Origin of the sequence: Nonomuraea sp. SYSU D8015, assembly GCF_008065375.1 — a bacterium.
Taxonomy (GTDB): Bacteria; Actinomycetota; Actinomycetes; order Streptosporangiales; family Streptosporangiaceae; genus Nonomuraea.
In genome coordinates this window covers 26,765-52,244 of record NZ_VJYI01000031.1, presented here as the reverse complement: position 1 = coordinate 52,244, position 25,480 = coordinate 26,765, and the positions used below count along the sequence as shown (strand labels likewise).

The following is a 25,480-nucleotide window of genomic DNA, read 5'->3' as shown; positions in this document are numbered from 1 at the left end:
AAAGTGAACCCCTTTTGAACACTGTTGCGACGGTGCTGGCCGGGCTTAGGTAGAGAACATGGACTGCCGACTGCCGGAGAACACGTCGCCGCCGGCGGCGCGCGAAATGTCGGCGGTTTCCGCTTTCACGCCTTTCATCGCTGCACAACAGGAGGAATTGCCGCGCATTACTCCTGATTACTCCTGCTTGATCTCCTTCCGCTGTCCACGCGCGTTGCGTTGTGATGGGCCAGCGGATATTGCCCAACTGAAGAATTCGGGCCCGCCACACCGTTATCGCGTCGGGTGTGACGGGCCCTTGATCGGAATGAGGTCCGATCCAATGACTACCGTAGCCGCAGGCGTTGCTGCCGCCCACCGCTGTTTTCAAATCGCCCCCGGCAGGGGGCACCGATGACGACACCGCCGGCCGCCACGGCGACGAACAAGGACATGGCGGCACAGGACACGACGTTGCACGAGGAACGCGCGTTGGACCCCACAGTCGCCAACGTCGCCCGCATGTACTGCTTCCTCGGCCGCGTGGCCGTCCCACGCCGGAAACAGCGGCGGGAGGCTGCGTGACCGCCACCATGGACCACACCACCTCACCCGACGTGAGCCACGAGCCACCCATACCCGCCCTGTACGACCTTCGGATCGCCCTGGCGGACCACCTCCTGAGCGCCTCGATCGTCTTCCGCAACGGCGAGCCCCACCTCCTCATCGACCAAGCGCCGGTGCTCGTGCACCTCGTCGGCGACCACTTCGCCTGGCGGCCGGCCGATTCGTCGACGCCAGCTGAACTGGCCGGGCAGCACGCGACCGACGACATCGAAGCCGCGGCGGCCGCGCTGTCCAACGACGTCAACGAAGCTCTCGTCCGCCATCTGAACACCCGAACCCACCAGGGCGCACCTCGCGTCGGCGTACCTGGCATGGGTGCGATGGACGGCCACACTCTCTCAATCATCGGCAGGGAGGCGGACACCACACCGGTCCCCTCCGCCACCACACCAGCCGATACCGCAGCCCGAGAATTCGAGCACGCCTGCTACGCGCTGCGGTGCGGCACTCTTCGCTTTCACGATCTGTCCCTCGAGGTGGCCACGGACGCCGAACGAACGTCCGCGGCCTGGGCCACCGGCGAGGCTCTCGCCGAAGCGCTGAATTCGCGATACGACGACCGGGCCACCGCCATCCCGATCAACTGCTGGGTGACGGCCATCTGGGTCTGTCCGGACGTGATCGTGTTGACCGATTCCACCCACTTCGCGTGGCTCCAGCCCGCCCGCACAGTCGAGCCGGCGAAGCTGCGGGCCACACAGGGCCTGCCGAACGCCGTCCGCCTCCTCGCCCGCGAGCGTACGCAGATCATGGTCTCACGGGCGCCGTCGCCGCCCACCTGAGCACCACATGCGGGCCCCGAGCCCGAACAGCCGGTCGGCATCCTTGATCCGCCCATCATCAGCTCCTGGCGAGGCTCAGGTTGTCCGACCAGCGGCCGCACCCGGACAACCTCGCTTACCCCCCCGCCTACGCTGATCAAGGACTGCTCCATGACCTCACCAGAACTCGCGGCCTGGGTGCTGCTGGGCGGCATCGTCCTCATCGTCGTCGCCGTCGTCATCGCCGCCGTTACCTTGTTCGCGCTGATCCTCCAGACGCGCACAAAACCCGCCGCAGTTCAACCCGCCGGAGTACAGATCGTCCCAGCCGCCGCCGAACAGGCCCGGCTGGAAGCGGAGCAGGCCCGGCTGGCCGCCGAACAGGCCAAGCAGGTCGCCGAGCAGGAGGCACAGACGGCCAAGGCCCAGGCGGCCACGGGCTGGCAGTGGTACCACGCTGCCGTGGCCGAGGTGGAGCAGCTCTGCGACCGGCTGAGCGCGATAACCGACATTGAAGCCAGGGAATACGCCGATGTGACCGTCCCCGGCCTGCGCCATCCAGGATTCGCCGGCCAGCCACTACACAAGCACCTTCACACCACCGAAGAGCTGCTCCGTGAGGCCGTGCAGATCACCCGCACACGCATCGCCGCCTCCGCCCGCGCCGGCGTGCGCAGCACCGCCGACGAGGTGCAAATGTTCCTCACCAGGCTCCAGATCAAGATCGACGAAGCTCTGAACCAGTTCTCTCCAGACTCTCCCTACACCCAGAGCCTGATCGGGATCGATCATGAGGCCACCCTCGCCCGGCACAGCGTGCAGCGCCTGCGCATCCTGGCCGGCTCGTGGCCAGGTGCTCAGTGGGGCGACCTCACCTTCCGCGAAATCGTCGAAGGAGCCCGCGGCCGCATCGGCCCCCACGACCGCGTCACCTACCTCTACCGGCGCCAGGAAGGGGAGGCATTGGTCGAGGGTCGGATCGCCGAGCCCATCACCGTCGTGCTGGCCGAGCTACTGGCCAACGCCACCAGCTACTCCAGCGGCCCGGTCGAGGTCCGCATCAACGAAATGTCGACCGGCTACCGCATCGAGGTGGAAGACAACGGCCTCGGCATGAATGCCTTCCAACTGGAAGCGGCCGAACGCCTGCTGTCACAGCGCACCATCCTCGACGTCGCCAGCCTGAAGGACGAAAGCAAGCTGGGCTTCGCCATCATCGGCCGGCTGGCTTCCGAATTCGGCATCAGCGTCAGCGTCAGCCACCGCTCCACATACGGCGGAGTCAAAGCCACGTGCCTGATTCCGCGCGCGTTCATCACCCCAGCTCCACCCGCGCAGGAACCCGCCGAACCCGCTGTGGCCCCCCACCCCGCGCAGCCAGCGCAGGACCAACCGCTGGCCGCCGTCTCCCCGTCTACGGCCAACGGGAACGCCACAACCCCGCTAGGCCTGCCCAGGCGCCGGCGCCGCACCGACGCCGTCCCGTCCAGTCCGGGACTTCTGCCGCAGGAGGCCATCACCGACACCCTCACCCCTGAGGACGCAAGCGATGGTTTTGCCCGGCTGCAGAACGCGCTTCGCCAAGGAAACAACCCCACCGACCACGACACCCAAGGACACGTCCAGCCATGACCATGCAGCCCACCGCCGACACCACCGACGTCACCTGGGTTCTCGACCAGCTTGTAAAAGAGCAGCCAGGCGTCGCGCACGCGCTGTTGTTCACCACGGACGGGCTGGTGCTGGCATATTCGCACACGCTGCAGCGAGCCGCCGCCGAACGCGCCGCCGCAGCCATGTCCGCCGTGAAGTCGCTGCACACCGAACTCACCGCCTTCTGCAGCGTCCCGACCGGACAGGAAACCTCCCCATCATTGCGCTGCGTGATCAGTGACATGAAGGACGCCACCCTGCTGCTGTTCGCCGTCAATCCCCGCACCGGCATCGGCGTGTCCGTCGAGGGCGACTCGATGAGCCGGCAGGTCAGCGCCGCCATCACGGCAACTCTCAAGATGATCAACGGACTGCGTCCGGTGCTAGACGCCCGCGAGCGGAGCGATCCGGCGTGACCAGCCCGCGGCACCGGCGCGCCGGCATGGTGCGCTCCCACACCGCCACTGAGGGCAACGGCACACTTGCCTTGGGTCGTCTCGATGACGCCGCTCTGCTCATCGCCGACCCCCACCGCCCGCGGACCGGCCTAACGGCCCATGCCCAGCGGGTGATGGACCTGTGCCAGCCCGGTGTGCTGTCGGTGTCAGAGGTTGCCTACCACCTCCAGCTGCCCGGAGCCGTCGTCAAGGTCATCGTCTCCCGACTCATCAACAGCGGACACCTCACCGCTCGTGCCCCCTTCGTCCCGGCCGGGCACTACAGCGAGGACGTCCTCTTGGAGGTGTTGCGTGCACTCCAAAAGCTTTGACCACTACGTGCCGGTCACAGCGCAGCCCATCAAGATCGTCGTGCTCGGCCCGTTCGCCGTAGGCAAGACCACCTTCGTCAGCACGGTCTCGGAAATCCAGCCGATGCACACCGAGGAGCGGATGACGCACGCCGGCCAGCTCATCGACAATCTCGACGACCTGCGCGGCAAAACCACCACGACCGTCGCCATGGACTTCGGCCGCCTCACCCTCAGCCAGAACATCGTCCTCTACCTGTTCGGCGCCCCTGGCCAGCCACGGTTCCGCAGCATGGTTCGCTCCCTCATGGAAGGCGCCCTCGGCGGGCTTGTCCTGCTCGACACCCGCCGCATCGCCGAAAGCTTCGACGCCATCGACCAATTAGAAGACGCCGCACTGCCCTACACCGTCGCCGTCAACACCTTCGACAGCGCCCCCTGCTACCGCGAAGAGGACCTCCGCGACAGCCTCGACATACCCGCACACCGACCGCTGGTCACCCTCGACGCCCGCCACCTCAGCTCGGCCAAACAAGGGTTGATCTCGCTGGTCAACCACATCCTCGACCGTTCCCGCATGGAGCACGCCCGATGACCCCAGACGCCGACCCCATCGCGGCCCCCGTCGCACGGCTGCACGGCGACGCCTTCGCCGCCAACCCCGAAGCCGCCTACGACGCGCTACGCGCCGCCGGTCCCGTGGCCTGGGCCGAGATCGCCGACGGCGTCCACGCTCTGATCGTCACCAGCCACCGCACCGCCATCACCCTGCTCAACGACGCCGCCACCTACAGCAAGGACAGCCGCCACTGGACGGCCCTGCAGCAGGGCCTCGTTCCGGCCAACAGCCCAGTCCTCGCCCTGATGGCCTTCCGCCCCAGCCTCCTGTACGCCGACGATGACCGGCACGTCCGGCTGCGACGCGCCATGGACGACTGCCTCGCCCGCATCGACCTGCACAACCTGCATGAGATCACCCAACGCCACGCCAGGGAGCTCATCGCCGCCTTCGCCCACGTCGGCCACGCCGACTTGATGACCCAGTACGCCGACACGCTCCCGTTGCGCGTGTTCACTGATCTTCTCGGCTGCCCCGCGCAGCTCGTCGACCCCATGCTGGCCGCCTGCCAAGGCATGATCGACGCCGGCCCGCAGGCCGAGCAGGCGTCTCACGATCTCGCCCGATGCCTGAACGACATCATCGAATTGAAGACAAGCCATCCAGGCCGCGACTGCACCTCCTGGATGCTGTCACACCCCGCCGAGCTCACCCACGAAGAAATCATGCACCAGCTCGTCGTCCTGATCGGCGCCGGAACGATCCCCACCGCAGCCTGGATCGCCTCCAGCCTGCGCCTGCTGCTGACCGACGACGACTACTCCAGCAACCTCACCGGCGGCGCCGTCACCGTTCGCCGCGCCATGGAACAGGTGCTGTGGGTGCGCTCACCCATGGCGAACTTCTCCGCTCACTACGCCCGCCACGACACCACATTGGACGGCATCGACATCCCCGCCGGGGTGCCGATCCTGATCAGCCACGCCGCCACCGGTACCGACCCGACACTGCCTGACCTCGGCTACGACAACCGCGCCCACCTGGCGTGGTCGGCCGGCCCGCACCGGTGCCCCGCTGACAGCCAAGCCGCAGTGATCACCCAAGCCGGTATCGAAACGCTCCTCGACCAACTGTGGAACCTCGACCTGACCAACCCCGACGTCCCCAACCGGCACGGCCCCTTCCACCAATGCCCCTCCGCATTGGACATTCGCTTCCGTCCCCAGCCGGCAGACGCCTTCGCCACCCCCACCGCGTCCACAGGGAGGTATCCGTGACATCCACGCCCGTCACCCTCGACACCACCGGCACCCACCTGTACGCGCAACTCACTGCTTTACGTGACAGCGGCCCCGCCGTACCCGTACAGCTTCCCGACGGCATCACCGCATGGTCGGTCAGCCGCGGCGACGTGGTCAAGGACCTGCTGACGCATCCTGACGTCTCCAAAGACGCTCGCAAATCCTGGCCGGACTACCGCCCCTACGCCATCCCATGGCTGACGGCATGGGTCGATGTCATCAGCATGTTCACCACCGACGGCGACGACCACAAGCGGCTCAGGAACATGGTGGCCAAGGCATTCAGCGTCCGCCGGATCGAAGCCATGCGCCCTGCCATCGAAACGATCGTCGCCGCCCTGCTCGACGACCTGGCCATTGAACCGCCCGGCCAACCGGTGGACCTCCGCGCCCGCTTCTCCTACCGCATCCCCACCGGCGTCATCTGCGACCTGTTCGGCGTCCCGGACACACAACGCCCCGACATGCTGACCATCATCGACGCCGTCCTGGACACCACCCACACCACCGACCAGGCCGCCCAGGTCCAGCACAAAATGTTCGCCGCGATGCACACCCTCCTGGACACCAAACGCGCCGCCCCCGGCGACGACATGACCAGCCTGCTGCTGACCATCCGGGAATCCGACGGCGACACGCTCAGCGCCGACGAACTCATCAGCACCCTGATCCTCATGATCGGAGCAGGCAGCGAAACCGCCGTCTCCCTCATCGACCACGCGATCGTCGCCATGCTCACGCACCCCGACCAGTTCGCGACCGTCACCACCGCCCCCGAACGCTGGAACGACGTCATCGAAGAAAGCCTGCGCCAGCACCCACCGATCATGCACCTGCCGCTCCGCTACGCCACCGCCAACATCGACCTGGGCGACGGCGTCGTCATCCCCAAGGGTGGCCTCATCTTGATCGCCTTCGGCGCGCACGGCCGCGACCCCGGCGTCAACTCCGACCCCGACGTGTTCGACATCGACCGGGACGGGCGCCAGCACCTCGCCTTCGGCCACGGCCCCCATTACTGCCTCGGAGCACCTCTGGCACGGCTCGAAGCCAGAGTCGCGTTACCCGCCCTCTTCGAGCGATTCCCTCACATGCGGCTGGCCTGCGAACCCGAGTCGCTCCGCCCGCAACGATCCTTCATCGCCAACGACTACCGTGAACTGCCCGTCATCTTGCAGCCGACCCGGTGAGGCGTACCCCTCACAGGCCGACGCCCCTGACCGGCCGAACACGCCCGCCGACCTGGCCACTAGCACCCGGTCAGCGGCGATAAGCGGGAAAGGCGCGCTGCGGTTGGCCGAGTACCTCTCGCCAGGGTGATGACGCCGACGACCCAGTGAAGAACCGCAGGGGAGGAAGCTCGTGCTCCGTCGGCCAGCCGCCGGCGGAGCACGACCCCGCCCATCTGCGGCAAAACGATCTGCCGCAGCACAATGCCCCTCCGAGATCCCACACTCAAGGAGCACGGATGGAACTCATCACCCTCGTCATGCTCGATCCGAACTCCCCGCTGTGGCCCGACACAGAGCCGGATCCTCGACATCGGCCCAGTGCAAACCGATCGATATCGGCGACGCTCGGCCGCGCTCTGGGCCACATCACGAACGCCGTCACGACGCTCCTGGCCCGGCGTTCCAGCCAGCACGAACCCCGCCGTCAGTAAGGCGCGCCTGCGGGGCCGGACTGCGAGCCGTCTCGCGTCCGCCTGCTGTTTCCAGCTGTACGTACACGAATGAGCCGACCGCACGAGAGGCATTCATGCCCGCTCGCCCGAAGCGATGGTTATCTGCGTCGGCAGGAGGCTCACACCCACAAGGGCGTCCATGGAGATCCGTCCGAGCTTCCCGGTAGGGGTCGTCAACCCTAGTCAGCGGCCTGGGAGGCGGGCCGCGATCATGGACGAGACGGCCACGCGTGGGGCTATCTGTTCCTGCAGGATGATGACCGTAGGTGCCCTCCAAGCCGCCGCGGCTACATGAGGGCGGCTTCGCGCAACTCGGCCGCGGCCCGCGGGGAGCGCTGGGCGATGGCATCAGCGAGCTGGCGAGCCTGCGTCATCAGCAGCGGGACCCGCAGGTGCGCAGGCACAGCCGTGATGGCGCCGGCGGCGACCGTCGCCGCCTGGTCGGGCTCACCTTGCCCGGCCAGGTAGCGGGCACGGTCCAGCAGGATGAGGGGCCGGTCCAGGGGGTCGTCGTCAGGGTAGGCGGCCAGCGCTTTGGTCTGCTCCTCCCATGCCCCTGAGTCGCCGATCAGGCTGAGGACCTGTGAGCTGTACATGGTCAGCTCGGCGGGCGGGAAGCCGAAGAACGGCTCTGCCTGCTGCTCGCCGGTCAGCCGGTCGGCGATCGTCTGGGCTTTGTCGAGTTCGCGGGCGGCGAGCTCGTGGTGGCCGAGGCGGGCGTGGGCTCTCGCGGCCAGCCCGGCCAACTGGGCGGCTGGGGCGCTGGGGGTGTCGCCGAGGGTGGCGCGGGCCCGGCCGACGATGGTGATGACCAACTGCGGCGTGGGCCCGTAGAAGGCGCTCATGGCCTGGGCCATGGCGACCCAGTAGCGCTGGGGCGTGTTGCCGGACAGATCCCCGTACCGCTTGGCGGTGTGCAGCCAGTCGCGGGCCGTGCGGTCCTGTTCCAGGTCGGTGCTGACGGCACCGACGAGCCCGCACAACCGTGAGGCGATCAGGTGGAGCTCACGCTGATGCGGGTAGCGGTCGGCGAGGTCGGCGATCTCGTGGAGGTCGGGGGTGAGCGTCTGCAGCAGCGTCTGGGGCGGCATGGTGCCGTAGGAGGCGACGTGCCCGGCCGTCACGTCGGCCCAGTGCTCCAGGTCGCCCGCGGGCAGGACCCGGCGCAGGCCGGCCTCCATGCGCGAGCGTGTGCTGTCCAGGCTCCAGACAACCGGGGTGACGGCGGCGAGAGAGAAGAACTGGCGACGGTCCACGTCGTCCTCCGGTTCGGTCGGCGCTTCCGGAACCTGTCCCACCAGAGTAACGATCGGCTCCTCATCCGCCAGCCCCAGTCTGCCCAAAGGGCAACGGAACCACAGCGCCAGATACCGGCGGTAGAACCTGCCGGGCAGGCCGTGGCCGTTCTCCCATTTGGAGTAGTGCGGGATGGAGGGGCTGGTGCTGGAGCAGGGTTGGCCGTCGTCGGCGGCCAGGCCCCGCACCCCAGCGATCACTTCGGCTTGGGTCTGGCCGGCGGCCAGACGCCACGCCATCAGCAGCGTCGGTGTTTCGGCCTTGTCGTGGATGGCCTGGACGAGTTGCCACGGTGTCCAGTCCTCGGCGGCCGCCGTCGCGCGCAGTTCCGCAGAGATCACGTCACGTGACTGGGGGTCCACGAGCGCACGGTAACACCGCCGCCGATTCCCGCAAGGGCCCCTGCCGATACGGCAGGGGTTACAAGGCGGCCGTAACCCGGTTGCGGGTAACTCGCAATTTTCCGCGCGCACCTGACCGGTTTCTGTTGAGGGGACACACCGTCCCCCGTAAGGAGGAACCGCTATGTCCATGCCGAACGCGCCCCTGTCCGTCCCCGCGGCCACACCCGCCGGGCAGGCGCCCGGGACGCTGCTCGCCGGCCTCGACATGAGGATCGCCGAGACCGGCCCGGCAACCCAGGCGCGCCGGTGCAGCACCGACAACGGGTGCGACACCCAGGCGAACGGCGACTGCTGACCCAGCACCGTGGGGTGGCCGCGGGCGCGTCCTTCTACACGTGCCCGGCGGCCGCCCCCTCCCCCTTGTTGGCCCCCGCCGGCACCCCCGAGAGGGAGTTCTGATGCCCGCACAGCGTTCACAGCGTTCCGGGCGCTGGTATGAGCCCGTCGACGCCGCTCTGCTCCGCGCGACCATCACGAGCCCCGCCGCCCCGGCCTGGCCCACTCGGGGCGATGACGCCGAACCGTGGTGCGCGTGGCTGACCGAGGTGTGGGCAGACGACCACCTCGCGCACGCCATCAGGATCGCCAGCCCCGTCCTGGCCGACGAGATCGCCAAGGTGGCGGCCGGGTGGCGCCCGCGCCCGGCCCGGGCCCGCCGCCTGGCCCTGTCTCTGGCCCGCTACCTGGTGCGGTTGCGCAGTCGCGCCACACCGTTTGCGCTGTTCGCCGGGGTCGCGCCGCTCGCCTTCGGTCACAGCCCGTCGGCCGAGTGGCGCCCCGACGGCCACCAGGTGCGCGCCCGCGCGGGTGCGGTGTGGCTGGCTCTCGTGATCGCCGAACTGGAGGGCGACCCGCGCGTGCGGTCCCGGCTGCCCGTCGTCTTCAACGACCTGGCCGAGGTGCGCGGCGACCGGCTGATCATGACCGTACAGCCGCATGCCGCGATCCCCGCCCGAGCCGCGGCGACGGTGTCGCTCCGGCTGATCCCCGCGGTGCGGATCGTGTGCGAGCAGGCTCGCTCCCCCATCGTTGTGGCCGACCTCGCCGCCAAGATCGCGGCCGAGTGCGCGGGCGCGGAGGAGGGCGAGATAGACGCGATGCTCGCCCAGCTGATCGCCGGCGGCGTGCTCATCACCGGCTTGCGGCCCCCGTTGACGTGCCTGGACGGGCTGGCTCACGTCCTGCTCCAGCTGCACGCCACCGGCGCCGCCGAGGCGTGCGGGCAGCTCGTGGCCGAACTGGAGGACATCCACGCCCGGCTGGACAACCCCACCGCAGCGGACGGGCCACTGGGGGCGCGGATGCGCACGGTGGCCGATGCCGAGCACCCGATGGCCGTGGATCTGCGGCTCGGCTGCGACGTCGTCTTGCCCGCCGCCGTGGCCGAGGAGGCGGCGGCCGCCATCACTGCCCTGGTACGGCTCAGCCCGCACCCGGACGGCAACAAGGGCTGGCAGACCTACCACCAGCGGTTCATGGAACGGTACGGGACCGGCGCGCTCGTCCCGCTGCCGGCGCTGGTCGACCCGGTGTCCGGGCTCGGCTTCCCCGACCACTACACCGAAAAGGGCCCAGACCTGCCCGCGGAGCTGTCGCGCCGTGACGCCGTACTCCTGGCGCTCGCGCAGCAGGCCGCCCTCGACCAGGCGCAGCAGATCACCGTGGATGACGCGTTCATCGACGGCCTGCACCCCGACGGCCACGAGGCGTTGCGGGTGCCGCCGCATCTGGAGGTGTTCGCGGAGGTGTGGGCGCCGTCGATGACGGCGCTGGCCGGCGGCGACTTCCGGATGGTCGTGTCGGGGGTCAGCCGCAGCGGGGTGTGCCTGGCCGGCCGGTTCACCGGCCTGCTGCCGGAGGCCGAGCAGCAGCGCCGCCAACACCTCTACCGCAACCTGCCGGTGGGGGTGCACGGCGCGATGGCCGCGCAACTGTCCTACCCGCCGTGCCATCCGCACCTGGAGAACGTCACCCGAGCGCCGCGCCTGCTCCCGGCCATGGTCAGCGTGGGCGAGCACCAGCGACGCGACGGGCTCACGCTGGAGGACCTGGCGGTCACCGCCGACAACAACGGCATGTACGTGGTGTCGCTGCCGGAGCGGCGCCTGGTGGAACCCGTCGTGGCGAACGCCAGCGCCCGCCATACGATGCCGCCGATCGTGCGGCTGCTGTCGGAAATCCCGCGCGCTCGCCTGGCTGCCACGTCGCCGATGGCGTGGGGCGCGGCCCGATGCCTGCCGTTCCTGCCGCGCGTCGTCTACGGGCGGACCGTGCTGGCGCGGGCCCGCTGGCTCATCCCCGCCGCCGATCTCCCCTCCCGGCAGGCGCCGGCCGAGGTGTGGGCTGAGGAGTTCGCCGTGCTGCGCGACCGGCTGCGCCTGCCCCGGCTGGTGAGCGTGGGCGACTCCGACCTGCGGATGCGCCTGGACCTGCAGCAGCCGATGGACCTGCAGGTGCTGCGCGACCACCTAGAGCGGGCCAGCGCCGCAGCCGGCGCGGTACCGGTATGGGAGGCGTCCACCCCGGCCGATCACGGCTGGTTCGACGGCCGCCCTCACGAGGTCATCATCCCGGTCGCGTCCACCCGCCCCGAGGCACCACCGCCCAAAGCGCTCACGCGGCCCTCGCTTGCGCTGGTGCGGCCGGGGCGCGGTGTCCTGCCCGGCGGCCCCGTCACGTTCGCCAAGCTCTACACCCACCCCGACGCCATGGACGCGATCCTCACCGGCCGCCTGCTTGACCTGCTCGACGACTGGCCGCAGCCTCCCCGATGGTGGTTTGTCCGCTACCGCGACCCGGCCCCGCATCTGCGGCTGCGCCTGCAGGACGTCTACGATCCCGGCCACGCGATCACCCGCCTCCACGACTGGGCCGAAAATCTGCGCCGTAACGGGCTGATCCGCGACATGGTGCTCGACACCCACTACCCGGAGACCGCCCGCTACGGCGACGGGCCCGCGCGCGAGGCGGCCGAGGCGTTCTTCGCCGCCGACTCGGCCGCCGTCGTTCGCCAGCTGGCCGCGCTGCACACCCACCCGGCACTGGCCGTGACGGCGGCAGGCATGGTTCACCTGGTGGCCGCCATGACCGGCAGCAAGCAGGCCGGCCTGCGGTGGCTGATCGACCACGGCAACATCGGCCCCGCCCCTGCCGCCGGCCGCGATGTCGTCCGCGCCGCCGTTGACCTCGCGCTCGACCCGGCGGGCGTCGCCAAAGAGTGGAGCGCCCGCGACGACGCAGCCGCCCTCTACCGCCGCCAGGCCGACGCGGCCGACCTCGAACCCCTGGCGGTGATCCGGTCGCTGCTGCACATGAACCACAACCGGGCGCACGGCATCGACCCCGACCACGAGCGGGCCTGTCACCGGTTGGCCCGCGCCGTCGCCCTGGCCTGCACCGCCCGTAACGCGACCGGCGGGGGCAGCCGATGACCACGACCGCTCACGTCGCCATGCGCCTGGCAGGGGCACGGGTGGCCGCCGACCAGCTCGCCGCCGCACTCGCCGTGCCACCGCCGCCCGACCCCGCCGCCGGCTACGACCCCGACAGCCCCCGCTGGCACGGCCAGTCCCTGTCGGTGGGAGCCCCCGGCATCGCGATCCTGCACGGCATCCGCGCCCTCGACGGCGCGGCCGATTGGGCGCCCGCCCGGGCCTGGCTGGCCTGCGCGCTGCGCGAGTACCTCGCCGCCGGGGGCGGCGCCGGTTTGTGGCATGGCGCTCCCGCGGTCGCCTTCGCCCTGCACACCGCCACCCCGCCCGACCAGAACCGGCACCTGCTGCAGCGGCTCGACGCCGCCATCGTCCCCATGGTGCACCGCCGCCTCGAGGAGGCAGGCCGCCGCCTCGACGCCCGGCTGCGCCCATTGCCGGGCGAGTTCGACCTAGTAAACGGCCTGACCGGCCTCGGTGCCTACCTCCTGCACCGCGCCCCCCGCCATGTGGAGGCGCTGCGCGAGGTGCTGGCCTATCTGGTGTGGCTTACCCAGCCCGTACCCGCCGACGATGCGGCCGGCGCCGACGCCCCCGGCTGGTGGACCCCTCACCTGCCAGCCGGTCACCCAGGCCGCCCGTTCGCCGACGGCCACTCCGACCAGGGCATCGCCCACGGCATCTGCGGCCCGCTTGCCCTGCTCGCGCTCGCCGCCCGCGCCGGCATCACCGTCCACGCCCACCACGAGGCGATGGCCACGATCTGCGCATGGCTCCAGCAGTGGCGCTACGACGGGCCCGCGGGACCCTGGTGGCCCGAACGCATCACTCTCGCCGAGCTCCGGCAGAGCCGCTCCCGCCATCACGGTCCGGCCCGCCCGTCGTGGTGCTACGGCACGCCCGGCATCGCCCGGGCGCTGCAACTGGCCGCCCTCGCCCTCGATCACCCAGGCCAGGCGCGCGCCGCCGAGGACGCCCTGCTCGCCTGCATCACCGACACCGCCCAGCTTGATCGGCTGGACACGCTCGGACTGTGCCACGGCTGGGCCGGCATGGTCGCCTCGACGTGGACGGCCGCGGCTGAGGCCACCACACCCGGCCTGGCCCAGTCCCTGCCGCCTCTGGTCGACGCGTTCCTGCACCGCGCCGCCACCATCGTCCCCGGCCAGCCGCCGGGCTTGATCGACGGCGCGGCCGGGGTCGCTCTGGTCCTGCACAGCATCACCACCCCTGGCCCGTGGCGAGGCTGGGAAACCTGCCTCCTGCTCGCCTGACCGAAGGGAGACATTCCAGCCGTGGACACGATCAGCCAATGGCGTGAGGTCAGCGTCTGGGCGGCCACCTGGCACAGCGCCGAAGACCTGGCCGCCCGCACGCTCGGCCCCCGCTTCGACGAGCTGGAGGCCGGCGGCGTCCTGGCCGGATGGTGGTTCATCCGCAAGGGGCTCGAATGGCGCATCCGCTACCTGCCCGCGCCCGGCCGCGACGACGACGCGCGCACCGCGATCACTGACGCGCTCGTGCCGCCCGACGGCCGCCTCGGCCGGTGGACGCACACCATCTACGAGCCGCCCGTGCACGCCTTCGGCGGCCCGGAGGTGATGGAGGTCGCGCACGAACTGTTTCGCGCCGACAGCCGCCACGTCCTGGACTACATGCGCCGCGGCGGCGGCCACCGCCGCGAACTCGGCGTGCTCCTGGTCACCGCCATGGCCAGGAGCGCGTCCCGCGACTGGTACGACCAGGGACACCTGTGGCAGCTCATCGCTGAGGAGCGCACCGCGCCAACCGCCCCGCCCACCCGGGAGGAGGCGGCCGCCGTCCATGACCTGCTCACCGCTTACCTGCCCCACGCCACCGCTGCGGCGGGCGCCCCGGCCGAGTGGCTTGAGGCGTTCGAGCAGGCCGGGGCACGCCTGTTCGCCCTGGACCGGGCCGGCGTCACCAGCCGCGGCCTACACGCCATACTCGCCCAGCACGTCCTGAGTGTCTGGAACCGCCTAGGACTCGGCGGACAGGTTCAGGCAGCTCTCGCCTGCACCGCGGCCGCCGTGGTGCTCCGCCCCGAAACCGTCCTGCCGGAGCCGCCGAACACCTCACCTGGCGAAGGGACGCGGGCTACATTGGGCGCGGTGACCAACACCCACACCACCACCGACCCGGCCCGTCTGCGTCAGCAGCTCGTCGACCACATCAAGGGGCGCGGCACCTTCCGCACCACCGCCGTCGAACGCGCATTCGCCACCGTGCCGCGTGAGCTGTTCCTGCCAGAGATCGACGTAGAGGACGCGTACGCGCCCAAGGTCCAGATCACCAAACGGGACGCCGGCGGCAGCGCCCTGTCATCGGCCTCCGACCCGAACCTCGTCGCCACGCAGGCCGAAGACCTCGACGTGCGGCCCGGCCACAAGGTGCTGGAGATCGGCGCCGCCACCGGCATCAACGCCGCCCTCATGGCCGAGCTCGCCGGCCCACACGGGCACGTGGTCACCATCGAGATCGACGAGGACCTGGCTGAGCGTGCCCGCGCCGCGCTGCAGCGAGCCGGATACGAGCACGTGGAAGTCGTCTGCGGTGACGGCGCCGCGGGTTGGCAGCCAGGTGCGCTGTACGACGGGATCGTGGTGACCGCCGGCGCCTGGGATATCTCGCTCGCGTGGTGGGCGCAGCTCGCGCCCGGTGGCCGCATCGTCGTGCCGCTCCGGTTGCACGGCAGCGGTCTGACGCGGTCGATCGCCTTCGACCTCGCAGCCGACCGCCTGAGCATGGTGGGTAGCCACGCCCGCGTGTGCGGGTTTGTGCCTCTGCGCGGAGCCGCCGCGCACACCGCCGCCAGCATCCCGCTCGACGACGACGTCGCCTTGAACGTCGACACCAGTGACCCCGCCGACGCTGACGCGCTCGGCCGCGTCCTCACCCACCCTCCCGTCGAGCTGTGGACCGGCCTGTACGTCGGGGATCATGAGCCGGTCGAGCACCTCGACCTGTGGCTTGTCACCCACACGGGCGGGTTCGGCCGTCTGTCGGTCAGCCCGGCCGCGCGCCGCGACGGCCGCCTCTCGCCGGCGTTGCGTTGGGCCGGTGCCACCGTCTACGACGGTGGCACCATCGCCTACCTGGCGTTGCGCGAGCACGGCCCCATCAGCAAGGAGCTCGGCGTCATCGCCCACGGCCCCGACAGCCGCAAGCTCGCCACCCGCCTGGCCGAGCTGCTCCAGCAGTGGTCCCACACCCGGCCGGCCCGGCCTCGCATCACCGCCCACCCGGCCGCCACACCCGACGACCAGCTGCCCGCCGGCTACCGCGTCAAACGGCCGGATACCCGTCTGACGATCTCATGGTGACCGCCACCTGAAGGAGGCACGCCGGTATGACCGCCGCCCCGGACGCCCCGCCTGCTCTGTCGGATGTGGCCGCACGCCGCTTCCCCCTCATCGCCCGCACGCAGGTCATCGGCCGCCCGCTGCCGGTCCGGGCCGAGCAGATCCGGGCCCGCGCCGGCCAGGCCGCAAGCGGCGGACCTGATGCGCTGCTGCGGGCGTGCGAGGCGCTCAACCTGGCCGCCTTGGTGGCCAGCGACTGCGGCATGCCGGACCTGGCCCGCGCCTGGTGCTGGGAGCAGTTCGACCTGCTCCACCAGGCGCGGCCGCACCCCCTGGCAACCGCCAAGCTGGCGCTGCAGCCCGTCATCAACCTCGCCCGGCTCCACATCCGCGACGGCGACGGCGGCACCGCCTGGCAGCTCCTGCACGGCCTATTCACCGCAGTCCACGAGCAGGCGGCCGCCGACTTGGACGGCCGCACCGTCGCCCTCGACGGACTCACCAGGGCTGACGATGTGCGGGAGTTGTGCGCGTGGCTATGGGAGGTGCTGCTCGCCGACGGGCTGCGCGCCCTTGCCCGCGCCGGCCGGTGGGAGCAAGCCCTCGTCCAGGCCGAGCAGCTACGCGGCATCGGCACCCGGTTGGGGGACGGCCGCCAGATCGCCATCCTCGCCCGCTGCCTGACCGGCAGACCCGACAAGGCGCTCCACGTGCTGCAGGACAGCGACGTCGCCGAGCCGTGGGAGGAAGCCGTCAGCTCGTGCCTGACCGTCTTCTGCCTGCGGGCGGCCGGTAAGCCTGCGCAGGCGGCGGCGCAGCGGATGGCCGGCCGTTACCTGGATATCGGCCACGAGCCTGCGCTCGCGGCTTTCACCACGCGGCTGGGCCTGGTCGTCATGGACCTGCTCGACGATGACCGCGCCCAGGCCGCGGTGCATGAGCGGCTTGTCGCCCTGTCCGTATCGCCCGGCGGCTCCTACGCTGCCCGGGACGTGCTCGGTCACTCCGCCGCGGCGGCGCTCCTGACGGATCGGCAGGCCGCCGACCTCGCGCGGGTGGTGGAGGCCTCCGGGCTCGGCCAGGGCCACACTCCGACCGATGTCTACGATGCCGTGGCGGAGAGCATGAGGGCGGCGGCCGCCGCACTGCATACACACGGCCGGGCAGCAGCGGGCGCCCGGATGAGGCCGTAAGCGGGCCGGGAGCTGGATCACTTCGACCAGATCGGCCAGGTCGACGTGGGTGGGGATCTCCTGGACGCGACGGGTGTAGGCCAGGCTGCTAGGCGGCCGCGTACGCGCTGGGTGATGCGGTAGCAGGCGCGCTGGTCGAGCACGATGACCTCGACTTCTATGTCGTCGGGACTACGCCAAACCACCACGCCGAAAAATTATACAAAACAGACATAACGACACAATTGGGGCCGCGCGGCGCAGTCGCGCGTTGGACCGATCGCCGCGTCAACAACGGAGGTAACCCGCGTGAGTCATGACCTCGCCGACCTGTGGCCGCTGTTCTCGCTGCGCGTGACGACGCCGCGGCTGGAACTGGCCGTTCCGGACAACCGCGACCTGCTCGCGTTGACCCACGCCTCGGCCGACATCCAGCCACCGGGGAAGCCTCGCTACCAGCAGGCTTACCTGTACAAGCCATCACCGGAGCGGGAGCGGCACCTGCTCCAACGCCACTGGCGGGCACTGGCGCACTGGCAGCCGACGAGCTGGAAGCTGCACCTGGCCATCCGGGTGGACGGAGCCGCGATCGGCATGCAGGACATATGGGCGACCGACTTCGCGGTCGTACGGTCCGTCGAGACCGGATCGTGGATCACCCGCCAACATCAAGGCAAGGGCTACGGAACCGAGGCCCGGGCCGCCGTACTGAAGCTCGCGTTCGCCCACCTGCACGCAGTGGAGGCGCACACCTCATTCATCGAAGGCAACGCGGCCTCGGAAAAGGTGTCGAAGAAGCTCGGCTATGTCCACAACGGGCAGCATGCCTACCGCCGTGACGACGCCCGCATCGTGGAGCACCGCATGCTGCTGGAAGCGGTGCACTGGCAGCCGAACCGGCTACCCGGCGTTTCCGTCCACGGGGTTTCCGCCTGCCTGGAGCTGTTCGGCGCGACCTGATCCGTGCCGAAACTGCAGCTGCACGTGAGCCTCCACGATGAGCGTGCCCACACAACCTGGCTCGGGGGCGGGTTCCACCCGGGCGCGCACACCGCCGAAACCGCTCGCGGCCAGCTTCCGCTCCCACACCTCAGGCTCGTATGCCCACCGGTAGATCCACGTCGCTGGCCCGGCGAAACCGCTGCCGTACATGCCCTGGACGCCGTAGCTGCCTGGGACGGGTGGTGCCCACGAGAACACCAGCCGGCCACCCGGGGTCAGACACTTGCGGACGAGTGGCATCCACTGTTCGGGGTCGGTGAACCAGAGCGCGCCCCAGATGCTGTAAATGGCCTCCCACCGGCGGCCAGCGTGAGCCAGGAAGTCCAACGCGTCTGCCTCGACGTAGCGCGCTTTCGGCAGGTGCCCCCACTGGGCGCGGGCGCTGGCGACCATCACGGGCGACAGATCGACGCCGGTGACGTCGATGCCTTTGGTGGCCAACGCCGCCACCGCATGCCCGCGGCTAGAGCCAAGTTCGAGCGCGGTGGCGGGCTCGCCGAGGATCTCGTCGCCGGGGCCGTGGCCGTCGTACTGACACCAGCCGAAGGCGTTCTTCAGAGCGTCCTCGGGAGCGGCTGCCTCGGGCCGGCGGCTGGCGTAGTGGTCCCAATACGCTGTGACGTTGGTGATGGCGGGCATGATCGGCACCTTGGGGCGCGGGTGACAGGACCCGCGTCACGGTATCGCCCTGAGCGCGCTGATCGTTGCGGAATTAACCACGCTCCTGGCCACGTGCATGGGGAGGTCCCGGACGCCCTGTGCGCAGACCAAGTACGTCGCCGCGCTCAAGCCGCGCTGCTGGCCGACCTGGTCCGGGAGGTGCCCGGCCTGCGCCGAGTTGTCCCGGCCGACGGCGACGAACGCGACCGCTACAGCGCCTGCCGGCAGATCACGTTGCCCGAACTCCGGGCGTTCGCCGCCCGCCTGCGCCAAGCTGGGGTGCCGGACAGTGTCGGCACCTCCGGGCTACCCGCCGCCTCAGCTCACCCGGCCTGCCAGGAGATGACCCGGCCACGTGCCCGCCGCCCAGCAGGTCGTCGACCGCATGCTGGCCGTGCCGCTGCTGTCCACCGACACCGAACATGACCTACGCGTACGCGCCGAGATCATCGAGCAAGGGGCGACCATATGGAAACCACCGGCCAGCCATCCCGCGCATCCTCGCCGGCCGACCCGCTCCTGAACGACCCAGATCTGATCCGGCATACCTACATCGTGATCGACTTCGAGGCCTTGACCCCAGCCGGACGACCCGCCGTCCCGGTGGAGGTGGCCGCGCTGGCCCTCACCGTCAAGGACGGCGACCTAGCGGAACTGTGGCGATACCAGGCGCTGATGGCGCCGCCACCCGAGGTGCCCGTCACCGCGTTCGATGCCCGCCAGACCGGGCTGACCCGCGAGCAACTGACCGACGCCAAGCAACCCAGCGACATCATGGCTGAGCTGGACGCGCACTTGAACGCGCCGCCGTATCGGCTCGTCGCCCAACACGCCCCCACCGAAGCCGGGCTGATCGCCCGCCAGCGGCCCCACTGTCCCGCTTTGGCCGTGACCCCGTTGCTGGACACCGTACGGTTGGCGCGCGTGCTGTACCCGGAGCTGACCTCGCACAGCCTCGACGCGCTACTGTGTTTCCTGCGCATCCCACGGCCAATAGACCGGCATCGGGCAATGCCTGACGTGGAAGCAACCGCGGAGGTGTTTCGCCGCTTGTTGGCCGACGGTCAGAAAGCCGGGTGGCGAACGCTGCACCGACTGGAGGTCGTTGCTGGTCTTGCACCCAAGAAGCTACGCGCCCCTGAAGGGGATCAGGAGGAGCTGTTTTGACCGCATCAGCCAGTCACCAGCGCGAGAGTCTCGCTCCGCAGCGCCGCCGGCGGCCAGCAGCCTGGCGCTCAGCGCCGAAGGCGGGAAGCGATTGCCTACCTGTTTGACGGCCACAAAGTCTCGATCTTGACATGGCGCTTCGTCACGACCGCCCCTTCGGGGATGGGCTGGACCGACTCGATCAGGTAGATCGTGTACCGCGGACCCGGCCCGTGCCGGTGATCGCGGTCCCATACCCGTACGAGGTCGGCCAGGGCCTCCGCCACGGCCGAAGCGCCAGCACCGAATGCGTGCGTGCTGATCTCGATGCGGTTCTCGTCCGGTTTGCGCTTGGTGAGATAGGCGAAACTGCCTCCATCCACGACGGCGTTGCAGTGCGAGGAAATCAGCGGGGCGCCCAGGAGGTCGGCCATCTCCTGATCGTCCCTGTCGATGGACAGCACACAGGAGCCGCCCAAAGTCGTGGACAGCCACGTCTGCAGGGTGTCGACCGACTCATCAAGGCCGACGGTGACTCCCGTCCAGGCTCGCTCTTCCCCGGCCTCGAACGCCCGCTCCAGCGTCTCGGCATCGGTGGGGCACGGCTCCTCATCGAACCGGAGCCGGACCCTCCCGCCGCGCAGCGGCACCGACGTCCACGGTCTTGCCCCCGCGCCCTGCATCGCGACAAACCCCGCCAACTCCTTCGAGGTGCTCACCAGGCGATCGCCGCGCTTAATGAAGCCGATCACCCGGGTGAAGCCTCGCACCCGCAGCGGCACCACCAGAGAGCCGCCGTCGACGAGCTGCGCAAACCATGCTGGCGCAATGTCCGCAGCCTCCACCGTCACCACGATCGCGTCGAACGGCGCGCGCTTCGCGCACCCCTGGTCTCCGTCGCCGAGCACCACGGCAACATGCGGGTATCCGTTCTCGTCCAGCAGGCGGCGAGCCCGGCTGGTGACATCGGCGTCGATGTCCATGGTCGTGACCTGACCGGTGGAGCCAACCAGCTCCGACAGCAGGGACGCGAAGTAACCACCTGAACCGATCTCCAGCAGGCGCATGCCGGAAGCAATGCCGGCCTGCTCGATCATGCGCGCCTGGATCTGCGGCGCTGAGACAGAACTGACCGTAGTGACCCCATCGGCCGCCCACTTCGTGCGCACGACAGCCTCAGGGTCGTAGGCCTCCTCCAGGCTCGCCTCGGGCGCGAACGCATGCCGGGGAACGCGCAAGAAAGCTTCCGCCACCGCGTCCCTGCGGATCGCTCCCATCTCACGCAGCTGGCTGACCATGGCCGCACGCATCGACTGGCCGGAGTCCACATCGAGGGTTGGCATCTGCTCACCGTAGCCGGGGACGGTTCAGCCGAGCGGCACTTCTGGCCACCTGCTCCAACCCCTTGGCGGAACTATGTGACAGCGAATCCCTTGGCCGCCCTCACCGCCTGGGAGGGGAAGCCGACGGCGTCCCTCGCCGCCACGGTGCCCGCGGTCTCCAGTCGTGTCATTTTCCGGATGGCAGCGGCCAGGCGCCAATACTGTGAGCGGGTCATGATGCGCCAACGCCTGGTCGACAGCATAGAAGTCGTTCGCGTCAATGGTCGCTACCGCCGGTACGCGCTGGCGCGGCTCTCCTCGACCATTGGCACGACCGTGGCGCCCTTGGGGGTGGCATTCGCGATCATCGAGACGGGCGGCGGGGCCGCCGCGTTGGGGCTCGTGCTGACGAGCGGTCTGGTCATCTTCATCGGGGTTACTCCCGTGGCAGGGGTGGTGGCCGACCGGCTACCACGTCTGTCGATCATCGTGGTCTGCCAGCTCGTGTGCGGTGTGGCCCAGCTTCTTTCGGCGGCGCTGGTGCTGACGGAGGCTGCGACGGCATGGTCCCTGGCCGGGCTCGCGATGCTCATCAGCGCCGCCGAGGCGTTCTTCCAGCCTGCGGCCAAAGGCTTGGTGCCGCAACTCGTCCCACCAGGGCCGATGCTGAGCCACGCGAATGCGCTGCTCCAGATTTTCAGCAACGCCGTCGCGATCATCGGGCCCGGACTGGCCGGCCTCGTGATCGCCTGGACCAGCCCTGGGATGATCATCGCCTGGGACGGCCTCACCTTCCTGGTGTCCGCCGCGGTGTTCCTCACACTGCGCCTCCCGCCAACCCCGAGGCACCAGCGGCAGGGGTTCATGACCGATCTGGCGGAAGGCTGGTCCGCCTTTACCAGCCGCCCGTGGCTGCTGGCGCTCACCCTGTTGAGCGCACTGACGTCGGCCTCATGGGCAGCCGGTATTACCTTGATTGGGCCGCTCTACGCCACCCGATACCTCGACGGACCAACCAGCTGGGGACTCGTGCTGAGCGCGGTTGGGACAGGTCTAGCCTGCGGGTCGATCACCTCGCTGTTGTTCCCGCCGGCACGCATAGGCCTGTTGATGTGCGCTACGCCGATCCCGGAAGCGCTTCTCCTGACGAGCATGGCAACGAACGCTCCGCTTCCGGCCCTCATAGGGGCGGGAGCCTTGACCGGCGCCGCCGGAACGCTCCAGCTGATCACTTGGACCTCGTACTTGCAGGAAGTCATCCCCACGGAGCAGCTCAGCCGCATCGTGGCCACGACCGCGACCATCGGCACGCTCCTGGTGCCCGTCTCATACGCCACAGCGGGGCCGCTCGCCGACGCGGTAGGAGTTCGAGTGGTACTCGCGGGTTGCGCCGCTCTGGTCGTTGCTGGCGCGGCCGCCGCCTTCTGCGTCCGCGACGTACGTCGTCTGGCCAGGAACGCCGACCCGTCATGATGGCCAGCCCGCTACGCCGCGCACTCGAACCGATCGGCGCCTATGCCCAGTCCTAGACCACGGTCGCAACTATCGTGGGGCCTGATGCGCATGCGGAGGGTCGCCGTCGTTGGCTGCTGCGGCAGCGGCAAGTCCCATATTGCCCGCGAACTGGGCAAAAGGATGAACGCCCCGGTGGTCCACCTGGACGCCATGTACTACGACGACGAATGGAACCCCCTGCCACCGGAGAAGTTCGAAGCCCGCCAGCGGGACCTCGTGATCGGCGAGAGGTGGATCGCCGACGGCAACTACAACGCCACCCTTCAGATACGGCTGGAGGCCTGCGACACCGTCGTGTTCGTGGACGTGCCCACCTGGGCGGCGCTATGGGGCATCTTCTCCCGCCAGATCAGGCACGGCGCTGGCCAAGACCAGGCCAGCGGCATCTACAACCGCATCCACTGGGGCGTGCTGCGCTACGTGGCCACCTATCGGCGCACGATGCGCCCGCGGGTGATGGCCAAGATCCGACAGCATGCTGGCCACGCCCAGGTTGTCGTCCTGACCAGCCGCCGCCGCGCCCGCCGGTGGTTGAAGCACATCACCGAGGATTGAGGACGCGATCGGCTACACCAGGTGCAACCTGCCCCAAACCCCCCGCAGGCGTTTCCACGCGACGGTGTGGCAATCTCGCGTCATCAGCCGATCAATGCGCCGGTGACTTACCTGGATGCCCCTCTACTACGACGACACCGGCTCAACCCCTTCGGCGACCGGGCACTGAACCGGGCGTTGCACCAGATCGCCCTCACCCTTGAGCGCTGCGATCCCCAAACCCGCGACTACCTGGCCAGACGCACCAGCGGCGGCAAAACCCGACGCGAAGCCAGTCGCCATCCCAGCAGGGGCTGGCGTGCGGGCCTAGCCTGCTGGTGTACGTCATCGCCTCCCAGGTGTGCTCACGCTTCGACCGGCGCCACTGGTCTCTGCTGCGCTTGCGAGCTGGACACGGAGTCGGCAACGGATCGTTCGTGCCGGACGGGGGTCCTCAACCCCCGGCGAGACCGAGATGACGACGGCATTGGTCACTCCACTCGTCGCTTTGCTCGCCCGGTGACTATTAGTCAGGATATGGTTGACAAAACCACGTCAAACCTACACTCTGGACGTTTCAGGAAGCGAAGTGACAAGTCGAATGTGCGGAGGATGCGAGCCCATGCTGGTCGGCGCCTGTCATGGCTGGCCAGCAAGATGAGACACTTCGGGGATCCCTGGCTCTACGCCTTCGACGAGGAAATGGCACGGGCGCAGATGGAGCGTTGCTTTGATCGCCTGTTCGAAGAGTGCAGGAGGCAGAAGGCTGCACGCGGATCAGCAACGCTGAACAGCACGGATGAGGACCACACCATGCCGGAGGCCGCGCAGGGGACCGACGCTTCCGCCCGCGGGAGGACGGGATGGGTCTGGGCCCCATTCTGTCCGGAGCAGGGGACGCGGCGGACGAGGCGACTGATCAGGAGATGACGCCGTGAAGGCCAAGAGCGATGCTCTCTTGGATTGCAGCGCGCGAGCGACGTCCGAAGATCGCGGCATGTAGAGCAGGATGCTCACGAAACGTGTGGACGGCATGAGCGAGCGAGCACACATACAGGTCCGACGACTCCCGGCGCAGCTGGATGGGGCGAGCCCTCATATGGTGGAGCTTGCCGGGCAGCGTGTGGCACTGGCCAGCCTGCGCCGAGTTCCGGAACGCTTCAGCCGTCTGTTCGCAGCGGCCAAGGCGAACGCCGGGTATGGCTTGTGCTTGTGCATCGATCCGCCGTTACGTCTGGTGATCCGGGCTAGGAAGGGCCGCTACCACTTGGCCGGCTGGCCCGGCGAAGGCGACAAGCATGCCGCCGGTTGCGACTTCCACAAGATCATGCAGCTCTCCGGGCGGAGCAGCTACACCGCTGGAGCCATCGAGGAAACCGAGCAGGGCACCCGGGTCCGCCTGGCCATCCCCCTCCACCTAGGGCCAGGCCGAATGGCCGTAGCTCGAACCCCGCCCCCAACCTCTGAGGGCGTGCCATCGGCGACACGCCGGTCAGTCGGACTTCTCGGGATGTTGCACCTGGTGTGGCAGGAAGCAGGCCTGTCGGAATGGCGAGAACCAGGTCGGCGCAGAACATGGAGCGACTGCCACCAGGCATTACACCGCGAGGTGGTCACCTGCGCTGTTAACGATCTCCCCTTGAGCGCGGTGCTGTATCTGGTACCGCCGTATCGGCCTGAGAACGCCAGCGCCACCATGCAGGCATTCGACCGCTTCTGCGGTGAGCTTGGCACACGCGGCCGCACAACTCGCCGAGGCATGATCTTGGGCGAGATAAAATTGATCGAGCCGACCACGTACGGGCACCGCATCGCGCTGCGCCACCAACGCACGGCGTTGTTCACCGACGCCCAACTCCTGGGGCGGGTCAGACAATCCTACCGCGCTGCCTTCTCCGCGGCAATTCCGGAGCAATCCCGTCGCATCGTGCTGGCTGTCGTCGAGCGCACCGACCGAGGATATCTCCGTGCGGTCGATATGGCGGTGATGCTGACCAACGCACAATATCTGCCGGCGGAGTCCAGCCACGAAGTGCGCATGGCCGACCATCTGGTCGCGGCCGGTCGGGCTTTCATCAAGCCGTTGCGCTATGAAGCGGGCACCGCCGTATTTCCCGACTTCGTCTTGATCGACGTGGAGCCGAGGCTCTGTGTCGAGGTCTATGGTGTACGGGGGATGCAAGCCTATGAAGAGCGCAAACGCGACAAACGCGCCTACTATGCGGCCGCCGGCATGCCTGTGCTGGAATGGGAGGTAGGTGAGCCGCTACCAGATTTGCCCGGCTAGTTTGACACTCAACCTCATCCACAGTCACCGCGAATATAACGGCGGGGAAGCCTTCGACGACGGGTGGTCTGGGCAA

At 69.2% G+C, this 25,480-nt stretch carries 23 protein-coding genes; 19 read left to right on the top strand and 4 right to left on the bottom strand.

Annotated elements, in window-relative coordinates; genetic code table 11:
• The first annotated feature begins 393 nt into the window (after nucleotides 1–393).
• The 8 genes from ID574_RS52775 to ID574_RS52740 all read left to right on the top strand — a co-directional run bounded on the left by ID574_RS52775 (nucleotide 394) and on the right by ID574_RS52740 (nucleotide 6,818).
• Nucleotides 394–564 carry a hypothetical protein gene (locus ID574_RS52775; RefSeq protein ID WP_188196664.1) on the top strand — a complete coding sequence of 57 codons (171 nt, stop codon included), beginning with the start codon at nucleotides 394–396 and terminating at the stop codon, nucleotides 562–564.
• Nucleotides 561–1,388, top strand: a complete 828-nt coding sequence (locus tag ID574_RS52770) for a hypothetical protein (RefSeq protein WP_188196663.1) — start codon at nucleotides 561–563, stop codon at nucleotides 1,386–1,388. Before ID574_RS52775 ends, ID574_RS52770 begins: the two co-directional genes overlap by 4 nt.
• A 150-nt stretch (nucleotides 1,389–1,538) precedes the next feature.
• Nucleotides 1,539–2,999, top strand: a complete 1,461-nt coding sequence (locus ID574_RS52765) for an ATP-binding protein (RefSeq protein ID WP_188196662.1) — start codon at nucleotides 1,539–1,541, stop codon at nucleotides 2,997–2,999.
• Nucleotides 2,996–3,436 carry a roadblock/LC7 domain-containing protein gene (locus ID574_RS52760; RefSeq protein WP_188196661.1) on the top strand — a complete coding sequence of 147 codons (441 nt, stop codon included), beginning with the start codon at nucleotides 2,996–2,998 and terminating at the stop codon, nucleotides 3,434–3,436. The genes ID574_RS52765 and ID574_RS52760 overlap by 4 nt, the downstream gene beginning before the upstream one ends.
• Nucleotides 3,433–3,789 carry a DUF742 domain-containing protein gene (locus tag ID574_RS52755; RefSeq protein WP_223168003.1) on the top strand — a complete coding sequence of 119 codons (357 nt, stop codon included), beginning with the start codon at nucleotides 3,433–3,435 and terminating at the stop codon, nucleotides 3,787–3,789. Before ID574_RS52760 ends, ID574_RS52755 begins: the two co-directional genes overlap by 4 nt.
• The gene (locus ID574_RS52750) at nucleotides 3,770–4,363 is read left to right on the top strand and encodes a GTP-binding protein (RefSeq protein ID WP_223168002.1); all 594 of its coding nucleotides are present in this window, start codon (nucleotides 3,770–3,772) and stop codon (nucleotides 4,361–4,363) included. Before ID574_RS52755 ends, ID574_RS52750 begins: the two co-directional genes overlap by 20 nt.
• Nucleotides 4,360–5,604: a cytochrome P450 gene (locus tag ID574_RS52745; RefSeq protein WP_188196660.1), complete on the top strand. Its 1,245-nt coding sequence runs from the start codon at nucleotides 4,360–4,362 to the stop codon at nucleotides 5,602–5,604. The genes ID574_RS52750 and ID574_RS52745 overlap by 4 nt, the downstream gene beginning before the upstream one ends.
• The gene (locus ID574_RS52740) at nucleotides 5,601–6,818 is read left to right on the top strand and encodes a cytochrome P450 family protein (protein ID WP_188196659.1); all 1,218 of its coding nucleotides are present in this window, start codon (nucleotides 5,601–5,603) and stop codon (nucleotides 6,816–6,818) included. The genes ID574_RS52745 and ID574_RS52740 overlap by 4 nt, the downstream gene beginning before the upstream one ends.
• Before the next feature lie 781 nt (nucleotides 6,819–7,599).
• On the opposite strand, the gene ID574_RS52735 is transcribed toward ID574_RS52740, so the two are convergent.
• A complete protein-coding gene (locus ID574_RS52735; RefSeq protein WP_188196658.1) occupies nucleotides 7,600–8,970 on the bottom strand; it encodes an NsdA family TPR-like regulatory protein in 1,371 nt (456 codons plus the stop codon).
• 163 nt (nucleotides 8,971–9,133) lie between these two features.
• Between ID574_RS52735 and ID574_RS52730 the strand changes: the two genes are divergently transcribed.
• The 5 genes from ID574_RS52730 to ID574_RS52710 all read left to right on the top strand — a co-directional run bounded on the left by ID574_RS52730 (nucleotide 9,134) and on the right by ID574_RS52710 (nucleotide 16,959).
• Nucleotides 9,134–9,307 (top strand): hypothetical protein, encoded by a 174-nt coding sequence (locus ID574_RS52730; RefSeq protein WP_188196657.1) that lies wholly within the window; start codon nucleotides 9,134–9,136, stop codon nucleotides 9,305–9,307.
• 103 nt (nucleotides 9,308–9,410) lie between these two features.
• Complete coding sequence (locus tag ID574_RS52725; protein WP_188196656.1) at nucleotides 9,411–12,443, top strand: lantibiotic dehydratase; 3,033 nt, start codon at nucleotides 9,411–9,413, stop codon at nucleotides 12,441–12,443.
• A complete protein-coding gene (locus tag ID574_RS52720) occupies nucleotides 12,440–13,717 on the top strand; it encodes a lanthionine synthetase C family protein (RefSeq protein ID WP_223168001.1) in 1,278 nt (425 codons plus the stop codon). The genes ID574_RS52725 and ID574_RS52720 overlap by 4 nt, the downstream gene beginning before the upstream one ends.
• Nucleotides 13,718–13,738: 21 nt before the next feature.
• A complete protein-coding gene (gene fxlM / locus ID574_RS52715) occupies nucleotides 13,739–15,787 on the top strand; it encodes a methyltransferase, FxLD system (RefSeq protein ID WP_188196655.1) in 2,049 nt (682 codons plus the stop codon).
• A gap of 26 nt (nucleotides 15,788–15,813) precedes the next feature.
• The gene (locus ID574_RS52710; protein WP_188196654.1) at nucleotides 15,814–16,959 is read left to right on the top strand and encodes a hypothetical protein; all 1,146 of its coding nucleotides are present in this window, start codon (nucleotides 15,814–15,816) and stop codon (nucleotides 16,957–16,959) included.
• 17 nt (nucleotides 16,960–16,976) lie between these two features.
• Here the strand turns inward: ID574_RS52710 and ID574_RS52705 are convergent, their stop codons facing one another.
• Complete coding sequence (locus tag ID574_RS52705) at nucleotides 16,977–17,147, bottom strand: hypothetical protein (protein ID WP_188196653.1); 171 nt, start codon at nucleotides 17,145–17,147, stop codon at nucleotides 16,977–16,979.
• A 100-nt stretch (nucleotides 17,148–17,247) separates the two neighbouring features.
• Here ID574_RS52705 and ID574_RS52700 point away from each other — a divergent pair, with 100 nt between their 5' ends.
• Nucleotides 17,248–17,898 carry a GNAT family N-acetyltransferase gene (locus ID574_RS52700; protein WP_188196652.1) on the top strand — a complete coding sequence of 217 codons (651 nt, stop codon included), beginning with the start codon at nucleotides 17,248–17,250 and terminating at the stop codon, nucleotides 17,896–17,898.
• Here the strand turns inward: ID574_RS52700 and ID574_RS52695 are convergent.
• Nucleotides 17,839–18,579 (bottom strand): class I SAM-dependent methyltransferase, encoded by a 741-nt coding sequence (locus tag ID574_RS52695; RefSeq protein ID WP_188196651.1) that lies wholly within the window; start codon nucleotides 18,577–18,579, stop codon nucleotides 17,839–17,841. The two genes, ID574_RS52700 and ID574_RS52695, sit on opposite strands and share 60 nt — an antisense overlap.
• A gap of 376 nt (nucleotides 18,580–18,955) precedes the next feature.
• On the opposite strand from ID574_RS52695, the gene ID574_RS52690 reads away from it, so the two are divergent.
• Complete coding sequence (locus ID574_RS52690) at nucleotides 18,956–19,123, top strand: hypothetical protein (RefSeq protein WP_188196650.1); 168 nt, start codon at nucleotides 18,956–18,958, stop codon at nucleotides 19,121–19,123.
• Nucleotides 19,069–19,767, top strand: coding sequence for a 3'-5' exonuclease (locus tag ID574_RS52685; protein ID WP_188196649.1), 699 nt, complete (start codon nucleotides 19,069–19,071; stop codon nucleotides 19,765–19,767). The genes ID574_RS52690 and ID574_RS52685 overlap by 55 nt, the downstream gene beginning before the upstream one ends.
• A gap of 95 nt (nucleotides 19,768–19,862) precedes the next feature.
• Here ID574_RS52685 and fxlM (ID574_RS52680) read toward each other — a convergent pair whose 3' ends face one another.
• A complete protein-coding gene (gene fxlM / locus ID574_RS52680) occupies nucleotides 19,863–21,089 on the bottom strand; it encodes a methyltransferase, FxLD system (RefSeq protein WP_188196648.1) in 1,227 nt (408 codons plus the stop codon).
• 213 nt (nucleotides 21,090–21,302) lie between these two features.
• On the opposite strand from fxlM (ID574_RS52680), the gene ID574_RS52675 reads away from it, so the two are divergent.
• The 3 genes from ID574_RS52675 (at nucleotide 21,303) to ID574_RS52665 (ending at nucleotide 25,404) form a co-directional block, all read left to right on the top strand.
• Complete coding sequence (locus tag ID574_RS52675; RefSeq protein WP_188196647.1) at nucleotides 21,303–22,541, top strand: MFS transporter; 1,239 nt, start codon at nucleotides 21,303–21,305, stop codon at nucleotides 22,539–22,541.
• A gap of 84 nt (nucleotides 22,542–22,625) precedes the next feature.
• Entirely contained in the window at nucleotides 22,626–23,138 is a 513-nt protein-coding gene (locus tag ID574_RS52670; protein WP_223168000.1) for a P-loop NTPase family protein, read from the top strand.
• Between the two features lie 1,078 nt (nucleotides 23,139–24,216).
• Complete coding sequence (locus tag ID574_RS52665) at nucleotides 24,217–25,404, top strand: DUF1173 family protein (protein WP_188196646.1); 1,188 nt, start codon at nucleotides 24,217–24,219, stop codon at nucleotides 25,402–25,404.
• The last annotated feature ends 76 nt before the right edge of the window (nucleotides 25,405–25,480 follow it).